Here is a 24559-nt window from a genome sequence, read left to right as displayed (position 1 = left end):
CGGGGCATGGCTACCGACACAAGCTCCGCCGACGCCGCCGCAGTGCCCGAGCAGGACGCGATCCTGGACGCGCTGGCGACGGTGAACGACCCCGAGATCCACCGGCCCATCACCGAGCTGGGCATGGTCAAATCGGTGGAGATCGGTGAGGGGGGCGAGGTCGCCGTCACCGTGTTCCTGACCGTGTCGGGCTGCCCCATGCGCGAGACCATCACCAACCTGGTCACCGAAGCCGTGCGGGGCGTCCCCGGCGTCACCTCGGTCGCCGTCACCCTGGACGTGATGAGCGACGAGCAGCGCAAGGACCTCGCGGCGACCCTGCGCGGCGGCACCGCCGAGCGCGAGGTCCCCTTCGCCCAGCCCGGCTCGCTGACCCGCGTCTACGCGGTCGCCTCCGGAAAGGGCGGCGTCGGCAAGTCCTCGGTCACCGTGAACCTCGCGGCGGCGATGGCGGCCGACGGCCTCAAGGTCGGCGTCGTCGACGCCGACATCTACGGCCACAGCGTGCCGCGCATGCTCGGCGTGGAGGGCCGCCCCACCCAGGTCGAGAACATGATCATGCCGCCGTCGTCGCACGGTGTGAAGGTCATCTCCATCGGCATGTTCACCCCGGGCAACGCCCCCGTGGTGTGGCGCGGTCCGATGCTGCACCGGGCCCTCCAGCAGTTCCTGGCCGACGTGTACTGGGGCGACCTGGACGTCCTGCTCCTCGACCTGCCGCCGGGCACCGGTGACATCGCGATCTCCGTGGCCCAGCTCGTGCCGAACGCCGAGATCCTCGTCGTGACCACCCCGCAGCAGGCGGCGGCCGAGGTCGCGGAGCGGGCCGGCTCGATCGCCGTGCAGACCCACCAGAAGATCGTCGGCGTCGTCGAGAACATGTCCGGGCTGCCCTGCCCGCACTGCGACGAGATGGTCGACGTGTTCGGCTCGGGCGGTGGCCAGAAGGTCGCCGACGGCCTGACCAAGACGGTCGGCGCGGCGGTACCGGTGCTGGGCTCCATCCCGATCGACGTCCGCCTGCGCGAGGGCGGCGACGACGGCACCCCGGTCGTCCTGTCCGACCCCGACTCCCCCGCCGGCGCGGCCCTGCGCGCCATCGCGGGCAAGCTCGGCGGCCGCGCCCGCGGCCTGGCCGGCATGTCCCTGGGGATCACCCCGCGCAACAAGTTCTGACGCACACGAAAGGGGGGCTCAGCGAGGGAATTCCCTCGCTGAGCCCCCCTTTTTTCGTGTCCTGCTCTCGTGTCCTGCTCTCGTGTGCCGCTTGGGCGTCCTACTCGTACGCCGCCAGGTCCCCGATCACCGAGAAGCCGAGCCCGTACGCGCTCATCCCGCGCCCGTACGCACCCAAGTGCACCCCGCTCCCGGTCGAGCCGGCGAGGACCCACCCGAACTCCGACTCGCGGTAGTGGAACGGCGTCGGCTCCCCGTCCACCGGCAGCGACAGCGTCGACCAGTCCGGCCCCGCGAGGTCGTCCGCGAGTTCCCACGCGGCCTCGGTCTGCTGGTCGAGCCAGTCGTCGCGCAGGCTGTGGTCCATCTGCCCCGGCCAGCTGTAGGCCAGCAGCCCCGAGCCGGCCAGCCAGGCCGCCGAGGAGACCGAGGTCGCCTCCAGGACGCCGGTGCCGTCGGCGGTGCGCCGCAGCGGGTTGCTGGCCACGGTCACGACCACCGCGAAGCGCTCCTTCTCCCCGGTGGCGATCTCGCCGCGGGCGGAGGGCTCGTCCCCATGACCGGTCGAGCCGTGTTCGACGCTCCCGTCGGCGCCGGCGGCGACCTGCATCAGCCAGCGGGGGCCGGTGAAGGCACCGTCCAGCCCGTACCAGGGGAAGTCGGCCCGCAGGTACCCCTCGGCCGCCCGGCGGGCGGCAGGGACGGGCGGGGCGGCCGCGTCCGGGGAGTGCGCAGGGTCTGCTGCCAGTGCGGGGGCTGGCGTCTGTGCCTCGGCGGGCTGTGTGCCTACCCGGCTACTGCTCGTCGTCTCCATCTGAGCGGCCTCTCGTTCCGTGGGATCCGGAACGGCCCACCCCCCTCGGGCGTCCTGGGTCCGGACTCAAAGGAGGATAGCCATCCGACCGCGGTTCACCGGGCAGGCAGGCGCGCGCGTGGTCCCGGGTGGCGTCAGGTCGCGTCGGCGTCGAAGCGCGTGAGCTGCTCCTGCGCCGGGGTCGCGGGCTTCTTGAGCATGTCCGGTCCGGCGCCCGGCGTGGCGGCCGGGAGGGCCCCGCCGGCGGCGGCCGCGTCGGACTCCTTGCCGTTGACCGCGTCGGTGACGTCGTTCAGTTCCTTGCGGAGATCGAAGCTGCTCCGGATCTCCTTCAGGTCCTCGTTCTCGGTCAGCTGCTTGCGGATGAAGTTCTTCGGGTTCAGGTCCTCGAACTCGAAGTCCTTGAATTCCGGGCCGAGCTCGGAGCGGATGTCCTGCTTCGCGCTGTCGGAGAACGCGCGGATCTTCCGGATGACGCCCGTGACGTCCTGGATGACCTTGGGCAGCTTGTCCGGGCCGAAGATGAGAATGGCGAGCACCACGATCGTGACCAGCTCGAGTGCGCCTATGTCGTTGAACACCTTGCCCCGCTCCTCGGCTCTCTTCACGTCAGGCCTGTCACACGGTACCCGGCCCGGTCCGCAGGCCAATACACCAGGACCGGCTGATGACCGGACGGATTCGGCTTTCACCCGCCCGTCACGATCCGTTCGCCGATCCGAGGACCACTTCCAGCGTGCGCTCCCGGCCCTCGCGCAGCACGGTGAGGGTGAGCCGGTCGCCCGGCCGGTGGGCGCGGATCTTGATCACCAGCTCGTCGCCGCCGTGCACCCGTACCCCGTCGACCTTGGTGATCACGTCGCCCGGCCTGATCCCCGCACGGGCCCCGGGCCCGCCCGCGGTGACGGTCGGCTTCCCGTCCTCGCCCTTCTTCTCCCCCACCCGGGCCCCGTCTCCGGGGTAGTCCATGTCCAGGGTGACGCCGATGACGGGGTGGGTGGCGCGGCCGGTGCGCATCAGCTCCTCGGCGACGCGCTTGCCCTGGTTCACCGGGATGGCGAAGCCGAGGCCGATGCTGCCGCGCTGCTGTCCGGAGCTGTCCCCGCCGTCGCCGCCGCGGATGGCGCTGTTGATGCCGATGACCTGGGCCTTGGCGTCGAGGAGGGGTCCGCCGGAGTTGCCGGGGTTGATGGGAGCGTCGGTCTGGAGGGCGTCGACGTAGCTGACGTCGCTGCCGTCGCCCTTGTCCCCGCCGGCGGTGATGGGGCGGCCGGTGGCGCTGATGATGCCGGCGGTGACGGTGTTGGACAGGTCGAAGGGGGCTCCGATGGCCACGACGGGGTCGCCGACCTCGACGTTCTCGGAGTTGCCGAGCGCGAGCGGCCGCAGGCCCCGTACTCCGTCGACCTTGACGACGGCCAGGTCGTATCCGGTGTCGCCGCCGACCAGCTCGGCGGCGACGCTCTCGCCGGTGCTGAAGGTGACCGTTATGCTCCGGGCCCCGTTGACCACGTGGTTGTTCGTGAGGATGTGGCCCTGCCCGTCGAGGACGAAGCCGGTGCCGGTCGAACTGCCCTTCGCGCCGTTGACGTGCAGGGTGACCACGCCGGGCAGCGCGGTGGCGGCGATCCCGGCGACGCTCTCGGGAGCACGGCCCCGGTCGGCCCGGGCCGCCTGCGGGAGTTCGAGGCGGGTGCCGGCCTGCCGCTCGGCGAGGACGCCGGCATAGCCGCCGATGCCCCCGGCCAGGAGCGCGGTCCCCAGAGCGAGGACGATGCCCTGACGCAGCCGGACCCGGCGGGACCCCGCCCGGCCGCGGTCCACCGCCTGGAGCGGCCGCGCACCCCACGGGTCGTACCGCGGCTCCGCGTCCGCATCCGTGTCCGTGTCCGGCTCGGTCCGCGGGGGCGGTACGGATCCCTCGTGCGCGCCGACGGGATCCGCGGGGCGGCTCCACCACTGGGGCACCGGGGCAGGGGCCGGCGCGGCCACTGGATCCGTGTCCGTGCCCGGGGCCGGATCCGGGTCCGCGGGCGGCTCGGCCCGCGGGGCCGGTACGGATGCCTCGTGCGCGCCGACGGGATCCGCGGGGCGGCTCCACCACCGGGGCAGGGGGCCGGGAACCGGATCCGCCGCCGGATCGGTCTGCTGACTGTCGGACATGGGTGCTCCCCGCCTGCCTGTCGCTCTCCGCCGACCGCCCGGGGCGGCGCATCTGGCGGAGATTCAACCAGGTCGCCCGCGCCGCCCGCCCCGGCGGGCCGTACAGGCGGGACCGGGGCAGCACCGAACAGCACGCAGCAGCACGAAGGCAGGACCGACAGGCGGGCCGGCCCAAGATCCGAAAGGGACGGCCTGGACGGCCCGGGGCCCGTCGGCTAGCGGTACAGGGACACCGGGCGCGTGGAGCCGGCCGGACGGGAGGGCGTCGGGGACGCCGCGAGGGGGGTGACCGAACGGAGCGTCGGGACGGTGCCCGGCTTCGGCAGCCGGTTCTCCCGGACCACCGCGTCGGCCACCGGGACCACGGGTCCCGTGCGCGCGGCCGGGGCCTCGCCCCGGGCGTTGGGCTCGACCGCTTCCATCGGCAGCGAGCCGCCCAGCGCGATCGCGGCGAGCGACACCGCTCCCGCGGCCACGACCGCGAAGCGGCGCCGCTGCCGGCCCACCTCGTGTATCCGGAAGCCCTGTTGCTGCGGCGCGGCGGCCGCCGCGGGCGACGCGTAGCCGAAGGACCCGAAGGGGTCGGCTCCCGCCGGCGGGCCGAAGGGACCGGAAGGCCCTGACGGGCCATCGGAGCCGCTTCCCGGCAGCCCCTGCAACCGCGCCAGCAGCCCGGCCGACAGCGGAGGCGGCGCGCTCTCCACGAACATGGTCTTCAGGCGCCGCTGCGCATCGGCCTCGGCCTTGCACTTGGGACACGTCGCCAGGTGCGCCAGCACCCGCTCGCGCGCGTCGTGGCCCAACTCCCCGTCGACGAGGGCGGCGAGCCGGTCGCCCAGATGCTGTTCGGCGGAGGAAGCCTGTTCGGCGGGCGACGGGGACGGACTGATCCCGCTCACTCGGCTCCGCCCTCTCCCCCGGCGCCGGGGGCGCCCACGGCCACACCGGCCAGCGCGCGCTGCTCGGCACGGGCCTCGGGAGACCGGTGCTTGAGCGCCTTGCGCAGGTGCGAACGGCCCCGGTGGATACGGCTGCGCACGGTGCCGAGCTTCACGCCGAGCGTGGCGGCGATCTCCTCGTACGACAGGCCTTCGATGTCGCAGAGCACCACGGCCGCGCGGAACTCCGGCGCGAGGGTGTCCAGCGCCTGCTGCACGTCCGCGTCGAAGTGGGTGTCGTGCAGCACCTGCTGCGGGGAGGGCTCCCGGCTCGGCAGCCGCTCGGCGGCGTCGTCGGCGAGCGCGTCGAAGCGGATGCGCTGCTTGCGGCGGACCATGTCCAGGAAGAGGTTCGTGGTGATCCGGTGCAGCCAGCCCTCGAAGGTGCCGGGCGTGTACGTGGACAGCGAGCGGAAGACGCGGACGAAGACTTCCTGCGTCAGGTCCTCGGCGTCGTGCTGGTTGCCCGTCAGCCTGTAGGCGAGACGGTAGACCCGCGCACTGTGCGTGCTGACGATCTCCTCCCACGAGGGAGGGGTCCACGCCTGGGAGCCCGCATCGGCGGCGAAGGTCGCGGTGGTTGCGGTGTCTACGGTGCGGAAACGGTCAGCAATGTTGGTCACGGATTTCGGCTCACCGGCCGACCAGAAGAGGCGTCGGAGGACACCCCCACGATCCACAGGCGCAGCCGCACCTCCCCTGTCGGCTCTGGTGGTGTCCAGCGGAATCCCTACCATAGCCACCCCTCCCGTCAGCTCTGGATAAGCTTTTTTGCAGTAACTTTGCACGGGTCCTGGGCCCCGGGCCGCTCTTGCGTCTCTACTGCTCTCAACGCCCGGTCCCATCTGCGGGTTCCCGACTCCAGCGGATACAGTCACCGTTGCGCCAACTATGGGGACAGGAGAGGGTCATTACCGGCAACCGGCAGACGAGCTGGGCGTTCGCCGACGCGTTTGTCGCCGAAGACGACGCTCTGCGATGGGCCCGAGACCGGTCCAGGGAAGCGGGACTCCGTTCCGTATCCCCCGGCACCGGGGCCGCGCTGCGCCTGCTCGCCGCCACCGCGGACGCGAAGGCGGTCGCCGAGATCGGCACCGGAACCGGCGTGTCCGGCATCCACCTCCTGCACGGAATGCGCGCCGACGGGGTCCTGACCACCGTGGATCCCGAAGCGGACCGGCAGGCCTTCGCCCGCCAGGCCTTCCGCGCCGCCGGCTTCGCGGGCAACCGCGCCCGCTTCATCCCCGGCCGCGCTCTGGACGTACTGCCCCGGCTGGCCGACGGCGGGTACGACCTCGTCTTCTGCGACGGGGACCCGTCCGAGTCCCTCGACTACCTCGCTGAATCGTTGCGCCTGCTCCGCCCCGGCGGCCTGGTCTGCTTCGAGGGAGTCTTCTCCGACGGCCGTACGGTCGACTCCGCGGCCCAGCCGGTCGAGGTGCTCCGCGTCCGCGAGCTGCTGCGCACCGTCCGCGAGACCCCGGCCCTGGAGGCCGCCCTGCTCCCGGTGGGCGACGGCCTGCTGTGCGCGGTCCGGCGCTGAGCCCACACGGGGTCACCGCACTGCCCGAAGGTCACCGCACTGCCCGAGGGTCACCGCACTGCCCGAAGGTCACCGCACTGCCCGAGGGTCACCGCACTGCCCGAAGGTCACCGCAGCAGCGCGAAGGTCAGCGCGGCCGTGGCGCCCAGCACGCTTCCGGCGAGGATCTGCGCGGTGGTGTGCGCCTTCAGGACCAGCCGGGACCATCCCGTGCCTGCGGCGACCAGCACCGCGGGGAGCAGCGCCGGGCCGAAGACCAGCAGCAGGATCATCACGGTGCCGCCGGCCACCGACATGTGGATGGATATCTGCCAGCCGACCGTCACCAGCAGCGACGAGACGAGGCCGACGAGCATCGCGACGACGAGCGCGAAGACGTCGGCCGGGGCTCCGAGCACGCGCAGGAGGGCGATCCCGGCGAGGACCGAGACCAGGCTGAGCCCCATCGGGACGACCCGCTGGCGCCGGACCCGGATGTGCTGGTCGGTCAGCGCCCCGCGCCGGACGCCGAGCAGGACGATGGCGATCGGGACCGCTCCGCAGAACAGGGCACCGAGCAGTCCCCAGCCGAGACCCGCCCACGACCCGGTGCTGTGCCAGCCGATCAACAGGAGCTGGGCCACCACCAGGTGCGCCGGTGCCAGGACCTCCGTGAGGACCCGGGCCGCCTTCTGGCGGGGCGTGCAGTCGGCGAAGGCCGGCGGAGCGGGCGGGGAGAAGGTCACGGCGCGGCTCCGGCGATCACGGTCCGGGGGCGGGGTCCCGGGGACACAACACTGCCCCGACCGCAGATCGCGGCCGGGGCAGTGCAGAGAATGCAGCGAAAGTACTGTCAGCGCCCCTGGGGGATCAGCCGACGACCTTCTTCAGGGCGTCACCCAGGGCGTCCGCCTCGTCCGGAGTCAGCTCGACGACGAGCCGACCGCCGCCCTCGAGCGGTACGCGCATGACGATGCCCCGCCCCTCCTTGGTGACCTCGAGCGGGCCGTCGCCCGTCCGCGGCTTCATGGCCGCCATGCTCGTTCCCCTTCCTGAAACCAGTTCATCGTCAGCCGACGGCTCCATTCAGGCGCCTAGTACCCGGCATCGAACACATTGCTTCCAGGCCATTATCCCGCATGTCAGGACCCGATGACCAACATCGGCTGGGAACGCTTGTGCAACGCGCTTGACCAAAACCACTCATTTCGGGGACACGCCTGCGATACTTCGCCGCCGCGCCACGCGTATGCCCTTCCGTTTATTTGACGCACATCACATGTCCGACCCCGGTCCGGTCCGCCATGCTGACCTTTGCACCGGCCGGTACCGGCCGGTAGCCAGCCCGCGACGAAGGGGGACCCCCGCCATGGCCGACAGCGTGCTCTACGAAGTGACCGACGGACTCGCGACCATCACGATCAACCGTCCCGAGGCAATGAACGCCATGAACACCGAGGCCAAGGTCGCCCTGCGCGACGCGGCCCGGGCGGCGGCCGCGGATCCGGCGGTACGGGCGGTCCTGCTCACCGCGGCCGGCAACCGGGCGTTCTGCGTGGGCCAGGACCTCAAGGAACACGTCGGGTTCCTCGCGGCCGACCGCGAGCACGGCTCCTCGCTGACGATGAACACCGTCGCGGAGCACTACAACCCGATCGTCCGGGCGCTGACGGAGATGCCCAAGCCGGTGGTCGCGGGAGTGAACGGCGTCGCGGCGGGCGCGGGCTTCGGCTTCGCCCTGGCCGCGGACTTCCGCGTGGTCGCGGACACCGCCTCCTTCAACACCTCCTTCGCGGGGGTCGCCCTGACGGCCGACTCGGGCGTCTCCTGGACGCTGCCCCGCCTCATCGGCGGCTCGCGCGCCTCCGATCTGCTGCTCTTCCCGCGGTCCGTGAAGGCCCCGGAGGCACTGGAACTCGGCATCGCGAACCGCGTCGTCCCCTCGGAGGAGCTGGCGTCCGAGGCGCTGGCCGTGGCCCGGCGGCTGGCCGAGGGCCCCACGGTCGCCTACGCGGCGCTGAAGGAGTCCCTGGCGTACGGGGCCTCCCGGTCGCTCTCCGACGCCCTGGACCGTGAGGACGTCCTCCAGGCCCGGGCAGGGGCCTCCGAGGACCACGGCATCGCCGTGGAGGCCTTCCTCGCGAAGCAGGCTCCGCGGTACCTGGGCCGCTAGCGGCTCCGCCGGGCGGGTACGGGTGCGGCTGCGCGGCTGGCGGGTACCGCCGCGCGGGGCGAGGTCTCCTACCCGCCCTTCGCCCGTTCCCCGGGCTGTGCCCGGACCCCTCCCGGGGCTCCGCCCCGGACCCCGGTCATCAAACGCCGGACGGCTGAAAAAGGCGGAGGAGCCGAGCCCCGGGGAACGGTGGAAGGGCGGGTGGGTGACTTCGCCCCACCGGTCCGGTCCGTTCAGGTCCGGTCCGTTCAGGTCCGGTCAGGGCAGGTCGCGGGCCATGCAGCGGGCCAGGTGGTCGTTGACCAGGCCGCAGGCCTGCATCAGGGCGTAGGCCGTCGTGGGGCCCACGAAGCGGATGCCCGCCTTCTTCAGGGCCTTGGCCAGGGCCGTGGACTCCGGAGTCACCGCCGGAATCTCGGTGGTGCTCTTCGGAGCCCGCCCGGGCGCCGGGGCGTGGGACCAGATCAGGGCGTCGAGTTCCCCCGCCTCCCACCCGGCCAGGGTCTTGGCGTTGGCGAGGGTCGCCTCGATCTTGGCCCGGTTCCGGATGATCCCCTCGTCGGCGAGGAGCCGTTCCGCGTCCGCCGCCCCGAACTCCGCCACCTTGGCGATCTCGAAGCCCGCGAAGGCCTTCCGGAACCCCTCGCGGCGGCGCAGGATCGTCAGCCAGGACAGCCCCGACTGGAAGGCCTCCAGGCACAGCCGCTCGTAGAGCGCGTCGTCCCCGTGGACCGGACGGCCCCACTCCGTGTCGTGGTACGCGATGTAGTCCTCGGTGGCCAGCCCCCAGGGGCACCGCAGGCTCCCGTCGGGGCCGGCGAGCACTCCGCTCACTGCTCGGCGCCCTTGGTCAGGTCCACGGAGCCGTCGGCGGAAGCGGAAGCGGGCCCGGAAGCGGACACGGAGGCGGGTGCGACCGCAGCAGTCAGCTGGGCGATCCGCGCGTCGCGCTCCGCCAGCTCCGCCGCCAGCCGCTCCAGTACGTCGTCCACGTCGGCCATCCGGTAGCCCCGCGGGGCCACGGGCAGACGCAGCTCGTCGATGTCCGCCCGGACGACGGGACGGTTCTCCGGCAGGGCGTCGGACAGCCGGTCGGGCTCGGCCTCCGGCAGCACGGCCTCGGACCCTCCGCCGGCCACCGCGAGGGTGACTCCGGCGACGACCACGACCAGCGCGATGAGCAAGAACGCGAACACGATCAACTCCCCTGAGAGACTCCGGCCACCAGGTTAAGGTCGCTGGCGAGGCGCAAGGGTCGCCGAAGGAGGAAAGAGCAGGATGCTGCGACTGGGCAGGCGCGAGTTCGACGACCACGAGCCGGTGATCATGGCCATCGTGAACCGGACCCCTGACTCCTTCTACGACCAGGGAGCGACCTTCCGCGACGAGCCGGCCCTGGACCGGGTCGAGCAGGCGGTGGCCGAGGGCGCCGCGATCATCGACATCGGCGGGGTGAAGGCCGGTCCCGGCGAGCACGTGGACGCGGCGGAGGAAGCCCGGCGCACGGTGGGCTTCGTCGCCGAGGTCCGCCGCCGCCACCCCGACGTGGTGATCAGCGTCGACACCTGGCGGCACGAGGTCGGCGAGGCGGTCTGCGAGGCCGGGGCCGATGTGCTGAACGACGCGTGGGGCGGGGTGGACCCGAAGCTCGCGGAAGTCGCCGCGCGCCACGGCGCGGGCATCGTCTGCACCCACGCGGGCGGGGCCGAGCCGCGGACCCGGCCGCACCGGACCGAGTACGAGGACGTGATGGCCGACATCCTGCGCGTCACGGTCGGTCTGGCCGAGCGCGCGGCGGCCCTGGGCGTCCCCCGCGAGTCGATCATGATCGACCCGGGCCACGACTTCGGGAAGAACACCCGCCACTCCCTGGAAGCCACCCGCCGCCTCTCGGAGATGGCGGAGACGGGCTGGCCGGTCCTGGTCTCCCTCTCCAACAAGGACTTCGTCGGCGAGACCCTCGACAAGCCCGTGAAGGAGCGCCTCCTGGGCACCCTGGCCACGACGGCCGTCTCGGCCTGGCTGGGCGCCCAGGTCTACCGCGTCCACGAGGTCGCGGAAACCAAGCAGATCCTGGACATGGTCCGCTCGATCCAGGGCCACCGGCCCCCGGCGGTCGCCCGCCGGGGACTGGCCTGACAGGACGGTCCGACCAGCCGGAGGCCGGTGCCGCCTCCGGCGGGGTGCGCTACCTGCCGACTTCCTTCGTCACGAGCGCGATCGCCTCGTCCACGTCGTCGGTGACGTGGAAGAGGTAGAGGTCCTTCTCCGAGGCCTTGCCCTGGGCGATGACCGTGTTCTTCAGCCAGTCGATGAGCCCGCTCCAGTACGCCGTGCCGAACAGCACGATCGGGAAGCGGGTGATCTTCTGCGTCTGGACCAGGGTCAGGGCCTCGAACATTTCGTCGAGGGTGCCGAGGCCGCCCGGCAGGACCACGAAGCCCTGGCTGTACTTCACGAACATCGTCTTGCGGACGAAGAAGTACCGGAAGTTCAGCCCGAGGTCGACGTGCTCGTTGAGCCCCTGCTCGAAGGGGAGCTCGATGCCCAGGCCCACCGAGAGGCCGTTCGCCTCCCGCGCGCCCTTGTTGGCCGCCTCCATCGCACCCGGACCGCCGCCCGTGATCACCGCGAACCCGGCCTCCACGAGCGCGCCGCCGATCCGCACGCCGGCCTCGTACTCCGGCGAACCCGCCGGCGTCCGCGCGGAGCCGAACACGCTGATCGCGGGCGGCAGCTCCGCCAGGGTGCCGAAGCCCTCGATGAACTCCGACTGGATGCGCAGGACCCGCCACGGATCGGTGTGCACCCACTCGGAGGGCCCGGCCGAATCCAGCAGCCGCTGGTCCGTCGTGCTGCCGGCCTGCACCTGGCCCCGCCTCCTCAGCACCGGCCCGAGCTGCTGCTCCTCGGGCCGACGACGAGCGGACCCTTCAGGGTTGCCCATGATGTGCTCCCTCCTGCTGATCGTTGGATCAGGTTAGGCGCACAAAGGTGACGAGAAGCGGAATTCAGGAGGTCAGCCAGGCGCGGAGTCGTTCCTCGCAGTGGAGGATCGCCTTCGTTTCGACCCGCTCGTCGGCCTTGTGGGCCAGCAGGGCGTCGCCCGGGCCGTAGTTGACCGCCGGGACGCCCAGCGCACTGAAGCGGGAGACGTCCGTCCAGCCGAACTTCGGCATGGCGTGTCCTCCGACGGCCTCCATGAAGGCCGCGGCGGCCGGGTGGGAGAGTCCGGGGAGGGCGCCGGGCGAGAGGTCGTCGATGACGAACTCGTCGATGTCGCAGTCCGCGAAGACCTCGCGGACGTGGGCGATGGCCTCGTCCGTGGTCCGGTCGGGCGCGAAGCGGAAGTTGACCGTGACCGTGCACGCGTGCGGGATGACGTTGTTGGCGACGCCGCCGTCGATGCGGACCGCGTTGAGGCCCTCGTGGTACTCCAGGCCGTCGATCACGGGCTTGCGGGGCTCGTACGCCGCCAGCGTGGCCAGGATCGGGCTCGCCGCGTGGATGGCGTTGGAGCCCATCCAGCTGCGCGCGGAGTGGGCGCGCTCGCCGGCCGTGCGGAGCAGGACGCGCAGGGTGCCCTGGCAGCCCCCCTCGACCTCGGCGTTGGAGGGTTCGAGGAGGACGGCGAAGTCGCCGGTCAGCCAGTCGGGGTGGGCTTCGGCGACCTTGCCGAGGCCGTTGAGGTCGGCGGCGACCTCTTCCTGGTCGTAGAAGACGAAGGTGAGGTCGCGGTTGGGCTCGGGGACCGTGGCGGCGATGCGCAGCTGTACGGCGACGCCCGACTTCATGTCGGTGGTGCCGCATCCCCACAGGACGTCGTTCTCGTCGAGGCGGGAGGGCACGTTGTCGGCGATCGGCACGGTGTCGAGGTGCCCGGCGAGTACGACGCGTTCGGCGCGGCCCAGGTGCGTTCGCGCGACCACGTTGTTGCCGAAGCGGTCCACGGTCAGGTGCGGGAGGCCGCGCAAGGCGTGTTCCACGAGGTCGGCGAGTACCTTCTCGTCGCCGCTCACGGAGGGGATGTCGACGAGCCGGGCGGTCAGCTCGGCGGCGTCCAGGGTGAGGTCCAGCTCGGATTCGGACATGGAGCTGACCCTAACGCCCCGGACTGCGGCGAAGCCTTGTCCGTCCGGCCGATGGACGCGTCGTATGGCTCAAGTACGGTGGGCCGCGTGCCGCAGACCGATCGCCCCCGCCCTCGTCGCCGCCGTCGCCCGATCCGTTGGGCCGCGGGCTTCCTGGTGCTGGTGGCGGTCGCCGGGTACTTCGTGGTGCAGCGCGAGTCGAACGACAACGGCGGCGTGCCCTACTGCATGGCTTCGGCCGACGGGAAGAGCGTCGCGAAGGGCTCCGGCCAGTTCGACGAGATCTCCCCCGAGCAGGCCTCGAACGCGGCGACGATAGCCGCGGTCGGGGTTTCCAAGGGGATGCCCGACCGGGCCGTGACCATCGCGCTGGCGACCGCCATGCAGGAGTCGGCCCTGCGCAACCTCGACCACGGCGACCGCGATTCGCTGGGCCTGTTCCAGCAGCGGCCCTCGCAGGGCTGGGGCACCCCGGACCAGATCATGGACCCCGTGTACTCGGCCGGGATCTTCTACGACCGGCTGGCCGAGATCAAGGGGTACTCGCGGCTCCCGCTGACGGTGGCGGCGCAGAAGGTGCAGCTGAGCGGTTTCCCGCAGGCCTACGCGAAGCACGAGCCGGAGGCCACCGTGCTGACCTCCGCCTTCACCGGCGGCGGCCACCTGACCTGCATCGGGCCCGCGCCCGCCCGGTCCGGCGATCCTACGAAGGTCCGGGCGGAGCTGACCCGGCTGCTCGGCAAGAACCCCCTGTACACGCTGCCCGCTGATGCGGGTGATCCGGGCGATCCGGGCGATCCGGCGTCCGGCAAGGGTGCCGGGGAGGACGCGGGGGCGCCCGCCGGGTCCGAGGTGACCCTGGTGGCGAAGCCCGGCGGCGGAGACCGGGCGGCGCGGACCGGTCAGGTGCTCGCGCAGTGGGCGGTGGCCGGCTCCCGCGAACTGGGGATCACGCGCGTCTCGTACGGCGGCAAGTCCTGGGTCGCGGGCAAGGAAGGCGACCGGTGGCGGGAGCGAGGCGCAGCGGGTGCCGGGAACGGCGCCGGGGACGCCGGCGCCGCGGGTCCGGGCCGGGTGCGGATCTTCCTGCACGGCTGAGTCACCGGTGGACGGGCGTACGACCCGTCCCCCGTACGGGGGTGACCCGTACGGCGGACACGGGGCTTCCGGCGGGCGGACAACCGCAGGTCGGCGCCGGTTCCGAGCGGTCGGCACGGAAGCCGATTAAACGATCCGTTACTGATCCTTTACCCACCGGCTCCGCAACTCGCGCCCCCCTCCGAGCGGTTGTCACGGCGTACTCAGCCGCTACCGCTTAGGAGCAACATGTCCCTCCCCCTGACCCGTCGGATCGCCCGTGCCGCGCTGCTCCTCGCAGCCGGGGCAGCGCCCGTGGTCGGTGCGGCCGGCGCGGCCAGCGCCGCGGGCCTGGAGTCCGTGCCGCAGCTGGGCGCGCTCACCTCGCCGGACGCGACGGTCGCCGCCGCGGGCGACACCGCCGCCGAGGCCGCGCCCGACGCCTCCACCCTGCCGGCGCCCACCGACGAGGTGACCGGCGCCGCGGGCAGCCTGCTGGCGGGCCTGCCGCTCGCCGGCGGCGGACTGCCGGGCGGCGGACTGCCGGGCGGCGGACTGCCGGGCGGCCTGCCCGGCGGTCTCCCGGGCGGGCTGCCCGGTCTCGGCTAGCAGCCGCCGCCACGCACGCCGAGGGGCCCGGGAGCACGAACTCCCGGGCCCCTCGGGCTGTCCGCGCAGCCCTCGCGAGCGCAGGCGGACCGCGGACCGGCTACGGCGCCAGCCGCTTGGCCGCCGCCCCGACGCGCTCGTCCGTGGCCGTGAAGGCCACGCGGACGAAGTGCGCGCCCGCCTCGCCGTAGAAGTCGCCGGGCGCGACCAGGATGCCGAGCTCGGCCAGGTGGGCGACCGTGTCCCAGCAGGGCTCGTCCCGGGTCACCCACAGGTACAGGCTGGCCTCGCTGTGCTCGACGCGGAAGCCGTGCGCCTGAAGGGCCGTGCGCAGCACCTCTCGGCGGGCCGCGTAGCGCACCCGCTGCTCCTCGACGTGCGCGTCGTCGCCCAGGGCCGCCACCGTGGCCGCCTGCACGGGGGCCGGGGTCATCATGCCGCCGTGCTTGCGGATCTGGAGCAGCTCGCCCAGGACTTCGGCGTCACCGGCGATGAAGGCCGCCCGGTAGCCGGCCAGGTTGGACCGCTTGGAGAGCGAGTGGACGGCGACGATGCCCTCGTACGAGCCCCCGCAGACCTCGTCGTGCAGGACGGAGACGGGCTCGGCCTCCCAGCCCAGTTCGAGGTAGCACTCGTCGCTGAAGATCAGGATGCCGTGCTCGCGCGCCCAGGCCACGATCCGTACGAGCTCCTCCTTGGGGAGGACCCTGCCCGTGGGGTTGGACGGGGAGTTGAGCCACAGCAGCTTCACGCGGGCCGGGTCGAGATCGGTGGTCGGGTCGTCGTAGACCACCGGCTCGGCGCCGCACAGCCGCGCGCCGACCTCGTACGTCGGGTAGGCGAGCCGGGGGTAGGCCACCTGGTCGCCGGCGCCGAGGCCGAGCTGGGTGGGCAGCCAGGCCACCAGTTCCTTGGAACCGACGACCGGCAGGACGTTGCGGTGTCCGGCGGCGCTCGCGCCGAGGCGGCCGCGCACCCAGCCGGTGATCGCGTCGCGCAGGGCGGGGGTGCCCCACACCGTGGGGTAGCCCGGGGAGTCCGCGGCCTCGATCAGGGCGCGCTGGATCAGCTCCGGCACCGGGTCGACCGGGGTGCCGACGGAGAGGTCGACGATCCCGTCCGGGTGGGCCGACGCCGTCGCCTTGTACGGCTCCAGCTTGTCCCAGGGGAAGACGGGGAGGCGGGCTGAGACTGCGGCCACGATGCGTGCTCGCTTTCCGGGTGTTCCGTGCTTTCCAGGATTTTCGTCGTCAAAACACCTCGGTCCCGTGCGGCTGCGAGCCGTACGGGACCGAGGGACGCGCATGGGGCGGTACCCGACCGTCAGTGGCTCGGGTTGATGTCCGCCGGAAGCGCTGCGATGAAGGGGTGGTCGCGCTCGATCAGGCCGAGCTTGGAAGCACCACCGGGCGAACCGAGCTCGTCGAAGAACTCGACGTTCGCCTTGTAGTAGTCCTTCCACTCCTCCGGAGTGTCGTCCTCGTAGAAGATGGCCTCGACCGGGCAGACCGGCTCACACGCACCACAGTCGACGCACTCGTCCGGGTGGATGTACAAGGACCGCTGGCCCTCGTAGATGCAGTCGACGGGGCACTCTTCGATGCACGCCTTGTCCTTGACGTCGACACAAGGCTCCGCGATGACGTAGGTCACGCTCTCGTTCCTCCTCATAAGGGCTGTCCATATCGCGCGGGAGCGCGGCGTCGTCGATGCCCGCCTCTAGTATCTCCGTTCCCGGGCACGATCCGAACAGGAGGGGCGGACAGAGCTGTGGAAATCACTGCCGGTGGACGGCTGGAGATCCGGATTACACCCGCTGACGTGGGTAAACGTGTCTCTGTGCGACGGGTGGAGCACGGCTCGACCGGAGCCCCCTGTTTCACGGACACCGTAGGGGTTCTCACATCCTGGAACTCGGGTGTGGTGACGATCACACGAAAGTCCGGCGAGTCCGTCCGCATCGCGGAATCCTCGCTGGTGGCGGGCAAGGTCGTACCGTCCGCTCCGGCCCGGCGCAGGGGGCCCGCGGCCTCCTTCGAGGAGCTCGCGCGGGTCTGCGCGCGGGCCTGGGTGCCGCTGGAGAGCGAGCCGCTGGGCGAGTGGACGCTGCGCGCGGCGGGCGGATTCACCCGCCGGGCCAACTCCGTGCTGCCGCTCGGCGATCCGGGGACCCCGCTGGAGGATGCACTCGCGCGAGTGACCTCCTGGTACGCGCAGAGGGATCTTCCGGCCTACCTCCAGACCGCCACGGGGGCCGCGGGCACGCAGGAGCTGCTGTGCGCGGAGCTGGAGGACCGGGGCTGGATCCGCGAGGTGTCGGCGGAGGTCCGGGTCGGCGCTCTGGCGGCGGTCGGGGACCTGACCGTGGACGAGTCCGTGGTCGCGGGCGTACGGCTGACCCGTACTCCGGACGAGGAGTGGCTCTCCCGCTACGGGCGGGTGAAGGACCCCGGGACCGCCCGCCTGGTGCTGACGGCGGGACCCTCGGTCTGGTTCGCGGCGCTGCCCGGCCGGGCGATCGGGCGGCTCGTGGTGGACGGCCGGTGGGCCGGGTTCGCGGCCGTCGAGGTCGACCCGGAGCACCGGCGCCGCGGCCTCGCCTCGGCCGTGATGGCGGCGCTGGCGCGGCGGGCGCTGGAGGAGGGCGCCTCGGCCGCCTGGCTCCAGGTGGAGAGCGACAACACCGGGGCCCGGGCGCTGTACGAGGGGATGGGATTCGGTACGCACCACTCCTACCACCACTACCGCCGGGCGGCGGCGTGACCTCGCTCTGGCGGGAGCGGTTCGCCGCCGAGGCGCGGGCGGAGCGGCCCGACCTGGCCGTGCTGTGCCTGCTGCTGGCCGCGGAGGGGGACCCGGAGCTCGACGAACGGGCCATGGACTGGGCGCAGATCGAACTGGACCGGCTGGCGGGGATGCTGCCGTACGGGCTGCGGGGCGCTCGCGCGTGGGCCTCGGCGGTGTCCGAACTGCTCGGCGGGAGGATGGGTTTCCACGGCACCCCGGCCGACTACGACCGGCTCTCGTCCTCGCTGCTGCACGAGGTGCTGCGGCGGCGCCGGGGGCTGCCGATCCTGCTGTCCGTGGTGTGGCTGGAGGTGGCCCGGCGGGCCGGGGCTCCGGTGTACGGGCTGGCCCTGCCGGGGCACTTCGTGGTGGGCTTCGGGGACCCGGAGGAGGGTGTGGTCGTCGATCCCTTCGCGGGGGGCGCCTCGCTGGGCGCGGGTCCGGCGGAGCTGGCGGCGGGGCCGCGGACCGCTGCCCGCACGATGGACATCGTGCTGCGGATCCTGAACAACATCCGGGCGTGGGCCTCGTCGCGGCCCGAGCACTCGGGGGTGGCGCTGTGGGCGCTGGACCTGGCGCTTCTGCTGCCCTCGCATCCTGCGGCGTTGCGGTACGAGCGGGCGAAGCTGCTGGTGGAGCGGGGGGACTTCGCGGCGGGGGCGACGGAGATGGAGTCCTACGCGGTGGTCGTGGACGTGATCGATCCGCCGTCCGCGGTGCGGATTCGTGCCGAGGCGATGGCGGCGCGGGCCCTGTTGAACTAGCCCGTCGGCCCGGCTTCCGCCGCGCGGGGCGAAGTGCCCGCGGCGACCCTCGCCGCTGCGCGGGGCACGTCCCCCACCCGCCCTTCCCCCGTTCCCCGGGCTGTGCCCGGAGCCCCTGCCCCTGGTTCGGGGAGGGGCTCCGGGTCGGGGCTGCGAGGGGTCAGCTCGGGTTGGTGGCGATGACCGCGGTGCGTTCGGCGGTGGTCTTGCCGCGCAGGGCCTTGCCGAGGACTCCGGCGACGTCCTGCGGGGTGACGGCGGTCTTCTCGCCGGTGCCGCGCATGATGAGGACTCCGTCGAAGGTGTTCCCGTAGGCCGTCTTGAGGGCTTCCAGGTCGTACTTCTCGACGAGGTGGCCGTCCACGACCTGCATGCTCAGGATCTTCGGCAGGGACTTGGCGCCGAGCGGGATGGACTTGGCGCCCGCCTTGACGAGGACCGGTGCCGACATCGCGGGCTGGGCGAACTCCTTCATGGCCCGGTCCAGTTCGGCCTGGTCGACGACCGGGTCCTTGGTGGCGACCGGGAGGACGACGGGGGCGCCCTGGACGCCGGCGACCATGTCGCTGAAGGCCTTGGTGACCAGGGCGACGGAGGCGTCCACATCGAGCGTGGAACCGGGCTTGCCGGGGACGGCGAGGGCCTTGCCGGTGTCGAAGGTGATGGTGCCCTCGCTGACGGAGCCGGCGGTGCCCGCGAGCTCCTGGAGGGCGACCCGCAGCTTCTCCTCGTCGGTGGGCAGGACGGCCTCGGCCTTGCGCTCGCTGCCGAACAGCGAGCCGATGACCGTGACGGGGTTGTAGTCGCTGCCCGCCGCGTTGCGGACGGTGGTCTGGCTGTCCAGGCTCAGGCCGGCCTTCTCGGGCTTCAGCTCGACCGGCTTTCCGCCGACGGTGAGCCGGAGCGGGGTGGCGGCGCGGTTGCCGAAGGACGTCTGGAGCTTGGCGACGGCTTCGTCGCGGCTGCCGCTGATGTCGACGCCCATGACGGTGGTGCCCTTGGGGACGTCGGAGTGGTTGAGGAGCAGACCGGCTCCGTAGGCCACGCCGAACAGCGCGAAGAGGGCTCCGCCGACCAGGACCAGCTTGTTGCGGCCCTTCTTGGCGGGCCGCGCCGGAGCCGGCGCGGGGGCCTTGGCCCTGTTCGCGGGCACCGGCGCGGGCGCGGGCTGCGGATGTCCGGCGGAGTCCAGCTCGGGGCCGGGCCAGCTCGGCTCCGGTACGGAGCCCAGCGCGGGCCCGCCGGTCGGCCCGTCCGGGTTCCGGCCGGGACCGGTGCCGGGCCAGGCCGGGGCGGGCGGGACGGGGGTTCCCAGGGCCTGGGCGACGGGGCCGGAGCCGGGACCGTAGGCGGCTCCGGGGCCGGGAGGCGGCACGGGCGGCCCGGCGGGACCGGCACCGGGACCCTGCGCGGGGCCCGCGGGGGCACCCGTACGGGGGCCTCCGGGTCCGGCGGGCGGTGCGGGGTAGCCGGCGCCCTGTCCGGGGCCGCCGACACCGGGGCCGCCGGGGCCGGGGCCCATCGGCGCACCGGGGCGCGGCCCGGGGGGACCCTGTGCGAAGCCCTGCTGCGGGGGGCCGTCGAAGCGCGGGCCGCCGGCCTGGGCCGGGGCGGGGGCGGGGCCGGGACCGCCGGGACGGGGGCCCATCGGGGCGCCGGGGCCGGGGCCCATCGGCGCGCCCGGGCCGGGGCCCATCGGCGCGCCCGGGCCGGGGCCCATCGGCGCGCCCTGGCGCGGCCCGGCCGGGCCCTGGGCGAAGCCCTGCTGCGCGGGCCCGTCGAAGCGCGGGCCGCCGGCCTGGGCCGGGGCGGGTCCGCGCGCCGGGGGCGGTGCCTGCGCCGGGGCGGGCGCGGGCGTGGTGCCCGCCTTGCGCGGTGCGAACCAGTTGCTGGTCGGGTCCTCGGCCGGAGCCGGCTCCGGCGCGGCCGGCGGGGCGGCCGCGGGCTCGGGCGCCTGCCCGGCCTCGGCTTCGGGCATGGTCTGGCGTACGACCACGGGCGGAATCGGCCGCGAACCCGGGATGTTGATCCGGATCCGGGTCGTCAGCTGGGTCTCCGTCTTCGGCCCGTCGGAATCGGGTGTGGACGGCTTCGCGGGCGGTGCGGTCACTGAACTCTCCTCCGGGATGGTCGCCGCGCCCTGACCGGGGGGCACTGTCGTGGACGGATACTGGCCTGATCCGTACGGCGGCGCACCCGAGGGGTGGGCCGCCGTTCCGGGCCCGTTGGGCCCGGAGGACGGACTGTCAGTTTCACGGCTCAAGGCAGGTTCTCCCGATCGGCTCCGCCGCCCGTCATAGCGTGCGCGGGCAGCTCGGCGGCCGGTCCACCATACTGGCCACCGCCCTCGCGCACCCGGCCGCCGGGAACGAAGGCTTCCCCTTGATCTCCTGCGCGCCCCCGGCGCGCACCCCCTGAGCGCCTGTCGCCCGGCTGCCGGGGGTCCGCGCAGGCACCGTCCGAGCGGCTCGTCAAGGCGTCGTGCGCGGCCGACGCCGCGTCACCTGGCGTTGCCGGCGGCCGAAAGCGGCCGGTCCCCCGAGATGTTCATCGTGGCGCACATCACAGCGAGCACCACTCCACCCAAAAGGTAGGCGTACATGCTGATTCCGGACGAACCGAGCAGGAAGTCCCCCTCCGCCCGGGGCACGCCGAGGATCACGTAGGAGAGGAACCAGCCCGCGGTGGCCGCCCCGACTCCGATGCCGGTGCCCAGCGCGACGCGGGCGCCGAGGAACAGGCCGAAGAGCGCGAGGAGCGCGAGCACCAGTCCCCCCGGGAACCACAGGTCGACCACGAGCCAGCCGGCCGCGCCGGTCAGTGCCCCGGCCGCCAACAGGCCCAGCAGGGCGGCGATCCGCCCCGCGTTCCACGTACCGGTCATGCCCGGACCCCCGCGAAGAGGTCGCGCTCGCGCTCGCCCGCCGGGACGCCCGGCCGGCCCGCGGCCAACTCGTAGTACTCGTGGGTGAACAGCGGCTGCGCCAGGTCGTTGGAGAGTGCGAAGAAGGGCCCGTCCACCGCGATCTGGGTGGCGTGGGCGCGCATCGCGGCCGTCTTGGCGGCCACGAACGCCTGCTCCGCGGCCTCGTCCCCGCCGATCTCGGCGGTGATCCGCTCGTCGTCCACCACGCCCGGCACGTCCTCCGGCGCGGCCGGCGCGGGGAAGGGCACCTCGCTCCCGGCCTCGCGCAGCCGGGCGAAGCCTTCCTCGACGACCGTGCGCGGGACGCGGTTCCAGTAGAACTTCTCGATGGTGTGCGGTGCGCCGAAGTCCCGGCGGTACGTGGGCTCCGCGGCCAGTTCGGCGGCGCGGGTGGCGACGCGGTGGGCCTGGATGTGGTCGGGGTGGCCGTAGCCGCCGTCCGGGTCGTAGGTGACGAGGACCTGGGGGCGCAGTTCGCGGATCACCTCCACGAGGTACCCCGCTGCCTCGTCCACGTCGGCGGACCAGAAGGCACCGGGCCGGCGGTTCTGTTCGGCGCCCATCATCCCGGAGTCGCGGAAGCGGCCGGGGCCGCCGAGGAAGCGGTGGTCGGCGACGCCCAGTTCCTTCATGGCCTCGGCGAGCTCTCCGACGCGGTGGGCGCCGAGGGTGTCGTCGCGGTCGGCCGTCAGGTGGGCGAGGTCGGGCGGGATGACCTCACCCTCCTCGCCGAGGGTGCAGGTCACCAACGCGACATGGACGCCCTCGGCCGCGTACTTGGCCATGGTGACGCCGTTGTTGATCGACTCGTCGTCCGGGTGCGCGTGCACGAGCAGGAGCCGACGGGCGGGAAGACCGTTCATGGGGGTAACCCTACGAGAAACGGCGGCCCGGCCCGCGGACCCGGAACGCCGCTAGAACTTGAGGCCGCTGATCATGCTCGCCACATTGTTGGTCAGCTGGGAGAGCGTCGGAGCCACGGTCGAGCTCGCCAGATAGAAGCCGAGCAGTACACAGACCACTGCGTGACCCGCCTTCAGGCCCGAACGCCGGACCAGCAGGAAGACGACGACTGCCAGCAGCACCACGGCCGAGATCGATAGTGCCACGGCGTTTCACCTCCACGTCGAGCGGACATCGGGTTCGCGTACTCGCAACTCGGTGCTCGGCAGAGTCATACCCACCGTGCGCTACGGATCATAACTATCCGTACCGCCACATCGATCGATTCCGGCAGCACGAGGGGCGCACGCCGCGCACGTCCGGGGTCACAGGAGTGCCGGCCGGGGAAGCTGTACGCCTCCCCGGCCGGCTGTCGGCACCCGCACGGCCGCACGAATCCAGGCTGCCCGGCCCAGATCTCGGGACAGAAACGGTCAAGTTGCCTGCATGTAAACCGAGTTGTGAAGGAATCGTGGTGCCGTTCACAGCTGTGGCGAAAAATGAGCGGTCCTGGAGGCCTTCAGCTCACTCCTTGGCCGGCGATTGCGGCTGTGATCCCGACGGCGGTGCGGGCGGCCGTCCCGGCGGAAGGACGGCCCGCTCGGATGCGAAATGACAGGCCGAGGGGTGGGCCGTCGGGCCGCCGGGGAGGAAGGCCGGGATCTCCAGGAGCGGGACCTCCGAAGCACAGCGCGCCTCGGCCTTCCAGCAGCGGGTGCGGAAGCGGCAGCCCGAGGGCGGGTTGGCCGGGGAGGGGACGTCGCCGGAGAGGATGATCCGGTCGCGGCCCGCGCGGGCCTCCGGGTCGGGGACCGGAACGGCCGAGAGCAGCGCCTGGGTGTAGGGGTGGGTGGGGTGGTCGTAGATCTGGGTGTCGGTGCCGATCTCGACGATCCGGCCCAGGTACATGACGCCGACCCGGTCGGAGATGTGCCGGACGATCGAGAGGTCGTGCGCGATGAACACGTAGGAGAGGTTGAACTCGTCCTGGAGGCGCTCCAGGAGGTTGACCACCTGGGCCTGTACGGAGACGTCGAGGGCGGAGACGGGCTCGTCGGCGACGATGATCTCGGGCTGGAGGGCGAGGCCGCGGGCGATGCCGATGCGCTGGCGCTGGCCGCCGGAGAACTGGTGCGGGTACCGGTTGATGTACTCCGGGTTGAGGCCCACGACGTCCAGGAGGTCCTGGACCTTGCGGCGCCGGTCTCCCTTGGGGGCGACCTCGGGGTGGATCTCGTAGGGCTCGCCGATGATGTCGCCGACGGTCATGCGCGGGTTCAAGGAGGTGTAGGGGTCCTGGAACACCATCTGAATGTTGCGGCGCACGGCCTTGAGGGCCTTGGCGGAGAGCTTGGCGAGGTCCTCGCCCTTGTATCTGATCGCGCCCGCCGTCGGGCGTTCCAGGTTCACCAGCATCTTGGCGACGGTGGACTTGCCGCAGCCCGACTCCCCGACGATGCCGAGGGTTTCGCCGGCCCGCAGGTCGAAGGAGACCCCGTCGACGGCCTTGACGGCGCCGACCTGCTTCTTGATGAGGATGCCCTGGGTCAGCGGGTAGTGCTTGACCAGGTCCTCCACCACGAGGATGGACTCAGCCACCGAGGCACTCCTTCCAGAAGAAGCACGCACTGGCGCGGTCGGGTCCGACCTCGGCCAGCGGCGGTACGTCGGTGCGGCAGACGGCCCGGGCCATCGGGCAGCGCGGGTTGAAGGCGCAGCCGGGCGGGATGGCGAGCAGGTTGGGCGGCAGGCCCTTGATGGCGTACAGCTCCTGGCCCTTCTGGTCCAGGCGCGGGATGGAGTCCAGCAGGCCGCGGGTGTACGGGTGGGCGGGGCTCTTGTAGATCTCGTGGACGGGGGCCGCCTCGACGATCCGGCCGGCGTACATGACGGCGATCTTGTCGGCGACGTCGGCGACCACGCCGAGGTCGTGGGTGATCAGGATCAGACCCATGTTGAGCTCGCGCTGGAGCTCCGCGAGGAGGTCCATGACCTGGGCCTGGACGGTGACGTCCAGGGCGGTGGTCGGTTCGTCCGCGATGATGAGCGAGGGTTCCAGGGCCATCGCCATGGCGATCATGATGCGCTGGCGCATGCCGCCGGAGAACTGGTGCGGGTAGTCCCCCACCCGCTCGCGCGCCGCCGGGATCTTCACCCGGTCCATCAGCTCGACGGCCTTGTTCCGGGCGTCCTTGCGGGACATCCCGCGGTGGACCTCGTACATCTCGCCGAGCTGCGCGCCGACGCTCAGGACCGGGTTGAGGGAGGACAGGGCGTCCTGGAAGATCATGGCCATCTCGGCGCCGCGGACCTTCCTGCGCTCCTCCTCCTTCATCTTCAGCAGGTCTTTGCCCTTGAAGAGGATCTCGCCGCCCGCGATGCGGCCCGGCGGCATGTCGAGGATGCCCATGACGGCCTGGGCGGTGACCGACTTGCCGGAGCCGGACTCGCCGAGCACGGCGAGGGTTTCGCCTTCGGCCACGGAGTAGTTGACCCCGTTGACGGCCTTGGCGACTCCGTCCCGCGTCTTGAATTCCACGTGCAGATCGCGCACTTCGAGCAGCATGTGCGGGGCTC

Annotated in this window: 27 protein-coding genes; 8 read left to right on the top strand and 19 right to left on the bottom strand. The window is 72.5% G+C overall.

From position 1 onward, the window contains the following. Positions 1-6: 6 nt before the first annotated feature. Positions 7-1176: an Mrp/NBP35 family ATP-binding protein gene (locus ACFYM0_RS19285; protein ID WP_388502777.1), complete on the top strand. Its 1170-nt coding sequence runs from the start codon at positions 7-9 to the stop codon at positions 1174-1176. Between the two features lie 100 nt (positions 1177-1276). Here ACFYM0_RS19285 and ACFYM0_RS19280 read toward each other — a convergent pair whose 3' ends face one another. The 5 genes from ACFYM0_RS19280 to sigE all read right to left on the bottom strand — a co-directional run bounded on the left by ACFYM0_RS19280 (position 1277) and on the right by sigE (position 5828). Continuing rightward, the gene (locus tag ACFYM0_RS19280; protein WP_388502775.1) at positions 1277-1990 is read right to left on the bottom strand and encodes a hypothetical protein; all 714 of its coding nucleotides are present in this window, start codon (positions 1988-1990) and stop codon (positions 1277-1279) included. Positions 1991-2124: 134 nt separating this feature from the next. Next, entirely contained in the window at positions 2125-2571 is a 447-nt protein-coding gene (locus tag ACFYM0_RS19275; protein WP_388503041.1) for a sec-independent translocase, read from the bottom strand. 118 nt (positions 2572-2689) lie between these two features. Next, the gene (locus ACFYM0_RS19270) at positions 2690-4153 is read right to left on the bottom strand and encodes a S1C family serine protease (RefSeq protein ID WP_388502773.1); all 1464 of its coding nucleotides are present in this window, start codon (positions 4151-4153) and stop codon (positions 2690-2692) included. A 215-nt stretch (positions 4154-4368) separates the two neighbouring features. Further along, entirely contained in the window at positions 4369-5052 is a 684-nt protein-coding gene (locus tag ACFYM0_RS19265) for an anti-sigma factor family protein (protein ID WP_388502770.1), read from the bottom strand. After that, a complete protein-coding gene (gene sigE, locus ACFYM0_RS19260) occupies positions 5049-5828 on the bottom strand; it encodes an RNA polymerase sigma factor SigE (protein ID WP_243335949.1) in 780 nt (259 codons plus the stop codon). The genes ACFYM0_RS19265 and sigE overlap by 4 nt, the downstream gene beginning before the upstream one ends. Positions 5829-5971: 143 nt before the next feature. Here sigE and ACFYM0_RS19255 point away from each other — a divergent pair, with 143 nt between their 5' ends. Further along, positions 5972-6634 carry an O-methyltransferase gene (locus ACFYM0_RS19255; RefSeq protein WP_250741749.1) on the top strand — a complete coding sequence of 221 codons (663 nt, stop codon included), beginning with the start codon at positions 5972-5974 and terminating at the stop codon, positions 6632-6634. A 107-nt stretch (positions 6635-6741) separates the two neighbouring features. Here ACFYM0_RS19255 and ACFYM0_RS19250 read toward each other — a convergent pair whose 3' ends face one another. Further along, positions 6742-7359 (bottom strand): hypothetical protein, encoded by a 618-nt coding sequence (locus tag ACFYM0_RS19250; RefSeq protein WP_388502767.1) that lies wholly within the window; start codon positions 7357-7359, stop codon positions 6742-6744. A gap of 124 nt (positions 7360-7483) precedes the next feature. Continuing rightward, positions 7484-7651 (bottom strand): DUF3117 domain-containing protein, encoded by a 168-nt coding sequence (locus tag ACFYM0_RS19245; RefSeq protein ID WP_003966491.1) that lies wholly within the window; start codon positions 7649-7651, stop codon positions 7484-7486. Between the two features lie 331 nt (positions 7652-7982). Between ACFYM0_RS19245 and ACFYM0_RS19240 the strand changes: the two genes are divergently transcribed. Then, complete coding sequence (locus tag ACFYM0_RS19240; protein WP_388502765.1) at positions 7983-8786, top strand: enoyl-CoA hydratase/isomerase family protein; 804 nt, start codon at positions 7983-7985, stop codon at positions 8784-8786. A gap of 258 nt (positions 8787-9044) precedes the next feature. On the opposite strand, the gene ACFYM0_RS19235 is transcribed toward ACFYM0_RS19240, so the two are convergent. Both ACFYM0_RS19235 and ACFYM0_RS19230 read right to left on the bottom strand, forming a co-directional pair. Further along, a complete protein-coding gene (locus ACFYM0_RS19235; RefSeq protein ID WP_388502762.1) occupies positions 9045-9620 on the bottom strand; it encodes a DNA-3-methyladenine glycosylase I in 576 nt (191 codons plus the stop codon). Next, positions 9617-9988 carry a DivIVA domain-containing protein gene (locus ACFYM0_RS19230; RefSeq protein WP_388502759.1) on the bottom strand — a complete coding sequence of 124 codons (372 nt, stop codon included), beginning with the start codon at positions 9986-9988 and terminating at the stop codon, positions 9617-9619. Before ACFYM0_RS19230 ends, ACFYM0_RS19235 begins: the two co-directional genes overlap by 4 nt. A gap of 76 nt (positions 9989-10064) precedes the next feature. Between ACFYM0_RS19230 and folP the strand changes: the two genes are divergently transcribed. Then, positions 10065-10925: a dihydropteroate synthase gene (gene folP / locus ACFYM0_RS19225; protein WP_388502757.1), complete on the top strand. Its 861-nt coding sequence runs from the start codon at positions 10065-10067 to the stop codon at positions 10923-10925. A gap of 49 nt (positions 10926-10974) precedes the next feature. Here the strand turns inward: folP and ACFYM0_RS19220 are convergent, their stop codons facing one another. Beyond that, the gene (locus ACFYM0_RS19220; RefSeq protein WP_388502754.1) at positions 10975-11733 is read right to left on the bottom strand and encodes a TIGR00730 family Rossman fold protein; all 759 of its coding nucleotides are present in this window, start codon (positions 11731-11733) and stop codon (positions 10975-10977) included. Between the two features lie 64 nt (positions 11734-11797). Beyond that, on the bottom strand, positions 11798-12877 hold the full coding sequence (gene dapE, locus ACFYM0_RS19215; protein ID WP_388502751.1) for a succinyl-diaminopimelate desuccinylase: 1080 nt from the start codon (positions 12875-12877) through the stop codon (positions 11798-11800). An 87-nt stretch (positions 12878-12964) separates the two neighbouring features. On the opposite strand from dapE, the gene ACFYM0_RS19210 reads away from it, so the two are divergent. After that, positions 12965-13975 (top strand): hypothetical protein, encoded by a 1011-nt coding sequence (locus ACFYM0_RS19210; protein ID WP_388502748.1) that lies wholly within the window; start codon positions 12965-12967, stop codon positions 13973-13975. A gap of 228 nt (positions 13976-14203) precedes the next feature. Then, a complete protein-coding gene (locus ACFYM0_RS19205) occupies positions 14204-14563 on the top strand; it encodes an ATP-binding protein (RefSeq protein ID WP_388502746.1) in 360 nt (119 codons plus the stop codon). Between the two features lie 100 nt (positions 14564-14663). On the opposite strand, the gene dapC is transcribed toward ACFYM0_RS19205, so the two are convergent. Further along, positions 14664-15764 carry a succinyldiaminopimelate transaminase gene (gene dapC, locus ACFYM0_RS19200; RefSeq protein WP_388502743.1) on the bottom strand — a complete coding sequence of 367 codons (1101 nt, stop codon included), beginning with the start codon at positions 15762-15764 and terminating at the stop codon, positions 14664-14666. Between the two features lie 122 nt (positions 15765-15886). Beyond that, positions 15887-16216, bottom strand: coding sequence for a ferredoxin (gene fdxA / locus ACFYM0_RS19195; protein WP_030868357.1), 330 nt, complete (start codon positions 16214-16216; stop codon positions 15887-15889). 117 nt (positions 16217-16333) lie between these two features. Here fdxA and ACFYM0_RS19190 point away from each other — a divergent pair, with 117 nt between their 5' ends. Together ACFYM0_RS19190 and ACFYM0_RS19185 are read left to right on the top strand one after the other, a co-directional pair. Then, the gene (locus ACFYM0_RS19190) at positions 16334-17326 is read left to right on the top strand and encodes a GNAT family N-acetyltransferase (protein WP_388502739.1); all 993 of its coding nucleotides are present in this window, start codon (positions 16334-16336) and stop codon (positions 17324-17326) included. Next, complete coding sequence (locus ACFYM0_RS19185; RefSeq protein WP_388502736.1) at positions 17323-18114, top strand: tetratricopeptide repeat protein; 792 nt, start codon at positions 17323-17325, stop codon at positions 18112-18114. The genes ACFYM0_RS19190 and ACFYM0_RS19185 overlap by 4 nt, the downstream gene beginning before the upstream one ends. Before the next feature lie 160 nt (positions 18115-18274). Here ACFYM0_RS19185 and ACFYM0_RS19180 read toward each other — a convergent pair whose 3' ends face one another. From ACFYM0_RS19180 to ACFYM0_RS19155, 6 genes are all read right to left on the bottom strand, one after another. Beyond that, entirely contained in the window at positions 18275-20224 is a 1950-nt protein-coding gene (locus tag ACFYM0_RS19180; RefSeq protein WP_388502734.1) for a hypothetical protein, read from the bottom strand. Between the two features lie 390 nt (positions 20225-20614). Beyond that, entirely contained in the window at positions 20615-20998 is a 384-nt protein-coding gene (locus ACFYM0_RS19175) for a DUF6113 family protein (protein ID WP_388502731.1), read from the bottom strand. Continuing rightward, the gene (mshB, locus tag ACFYM0_RS19170; RefSeq protein WP_388502729.1) at positions 20995-21903 is read right to left on the bottom strand and encodes an N-acetyl-1-D-myo-inositol-2-amino-2-deoxy-alpha-D-glucopyranoside deacetylase; all 909 of its coding nucleotides are present in this window, start codon (positions 21901-21903) and stop codon (positions 20995-20997) included. Before mshB ends, ACFYM0_RS19175 begins: the two co-directional genes overlap by 4 nt. A gap of 51 nt (positions 21904-21954) precedes the next feature. Next, positions 21955-22149 (bottom strand): hypothetical protein, encoded by a 195-nt coding sequence (locus ACFYM0_RS19165; protein WP_250741735.1) that lies wholly within the window; start codon positions 22147-22149, stop codon positions 21955-21957. A 358-nt stretch (positions 22150-22507) separates the two neighbouring features. Beyond that, the gene (locus ACFYM0_RS19160; RefSeq protein WP_388502726.1) at positions 22508-23581 is read right to left on the bottom strand and encodes an ABC transporter ATP-binding protein; all 1074 of its coding nucleotides are present in this window, start codon (positions 23579-23581) and stop codon (positions 22508-22510) included. Beyond that, on the bottom strand, positions 23574-24548 hold the full coding sequence (locus tag ACFYM0_RS19155) for an ABC transporter ATP-binding protein (RefSeq protein WP_388502723.1): 975 nt from the start codon (positions 24546-24548) through the stop codon (positions 23574-23576). Before ACFYM0_RS19155 ends, ACFYM0_RS19160 begins: the two co-directional genes overlap by 8 nt. Positions 24549-24559 lie beyond the last annotated feature (11 nt).

The sequence above is a fragment of the Streptomyces sp. NPDC006487 genome, from assembly GCF_042870555.1.
In the GTDB taxonomy this organism is placed as follows: Bacteria; Actinomycetota; Actinomycetes; order Streptomycetales; family Streptomycetaceae; genus Streptomyces.
This window is presented reverse-complemented; position numbering and strand designations above follow the sequence as displayed.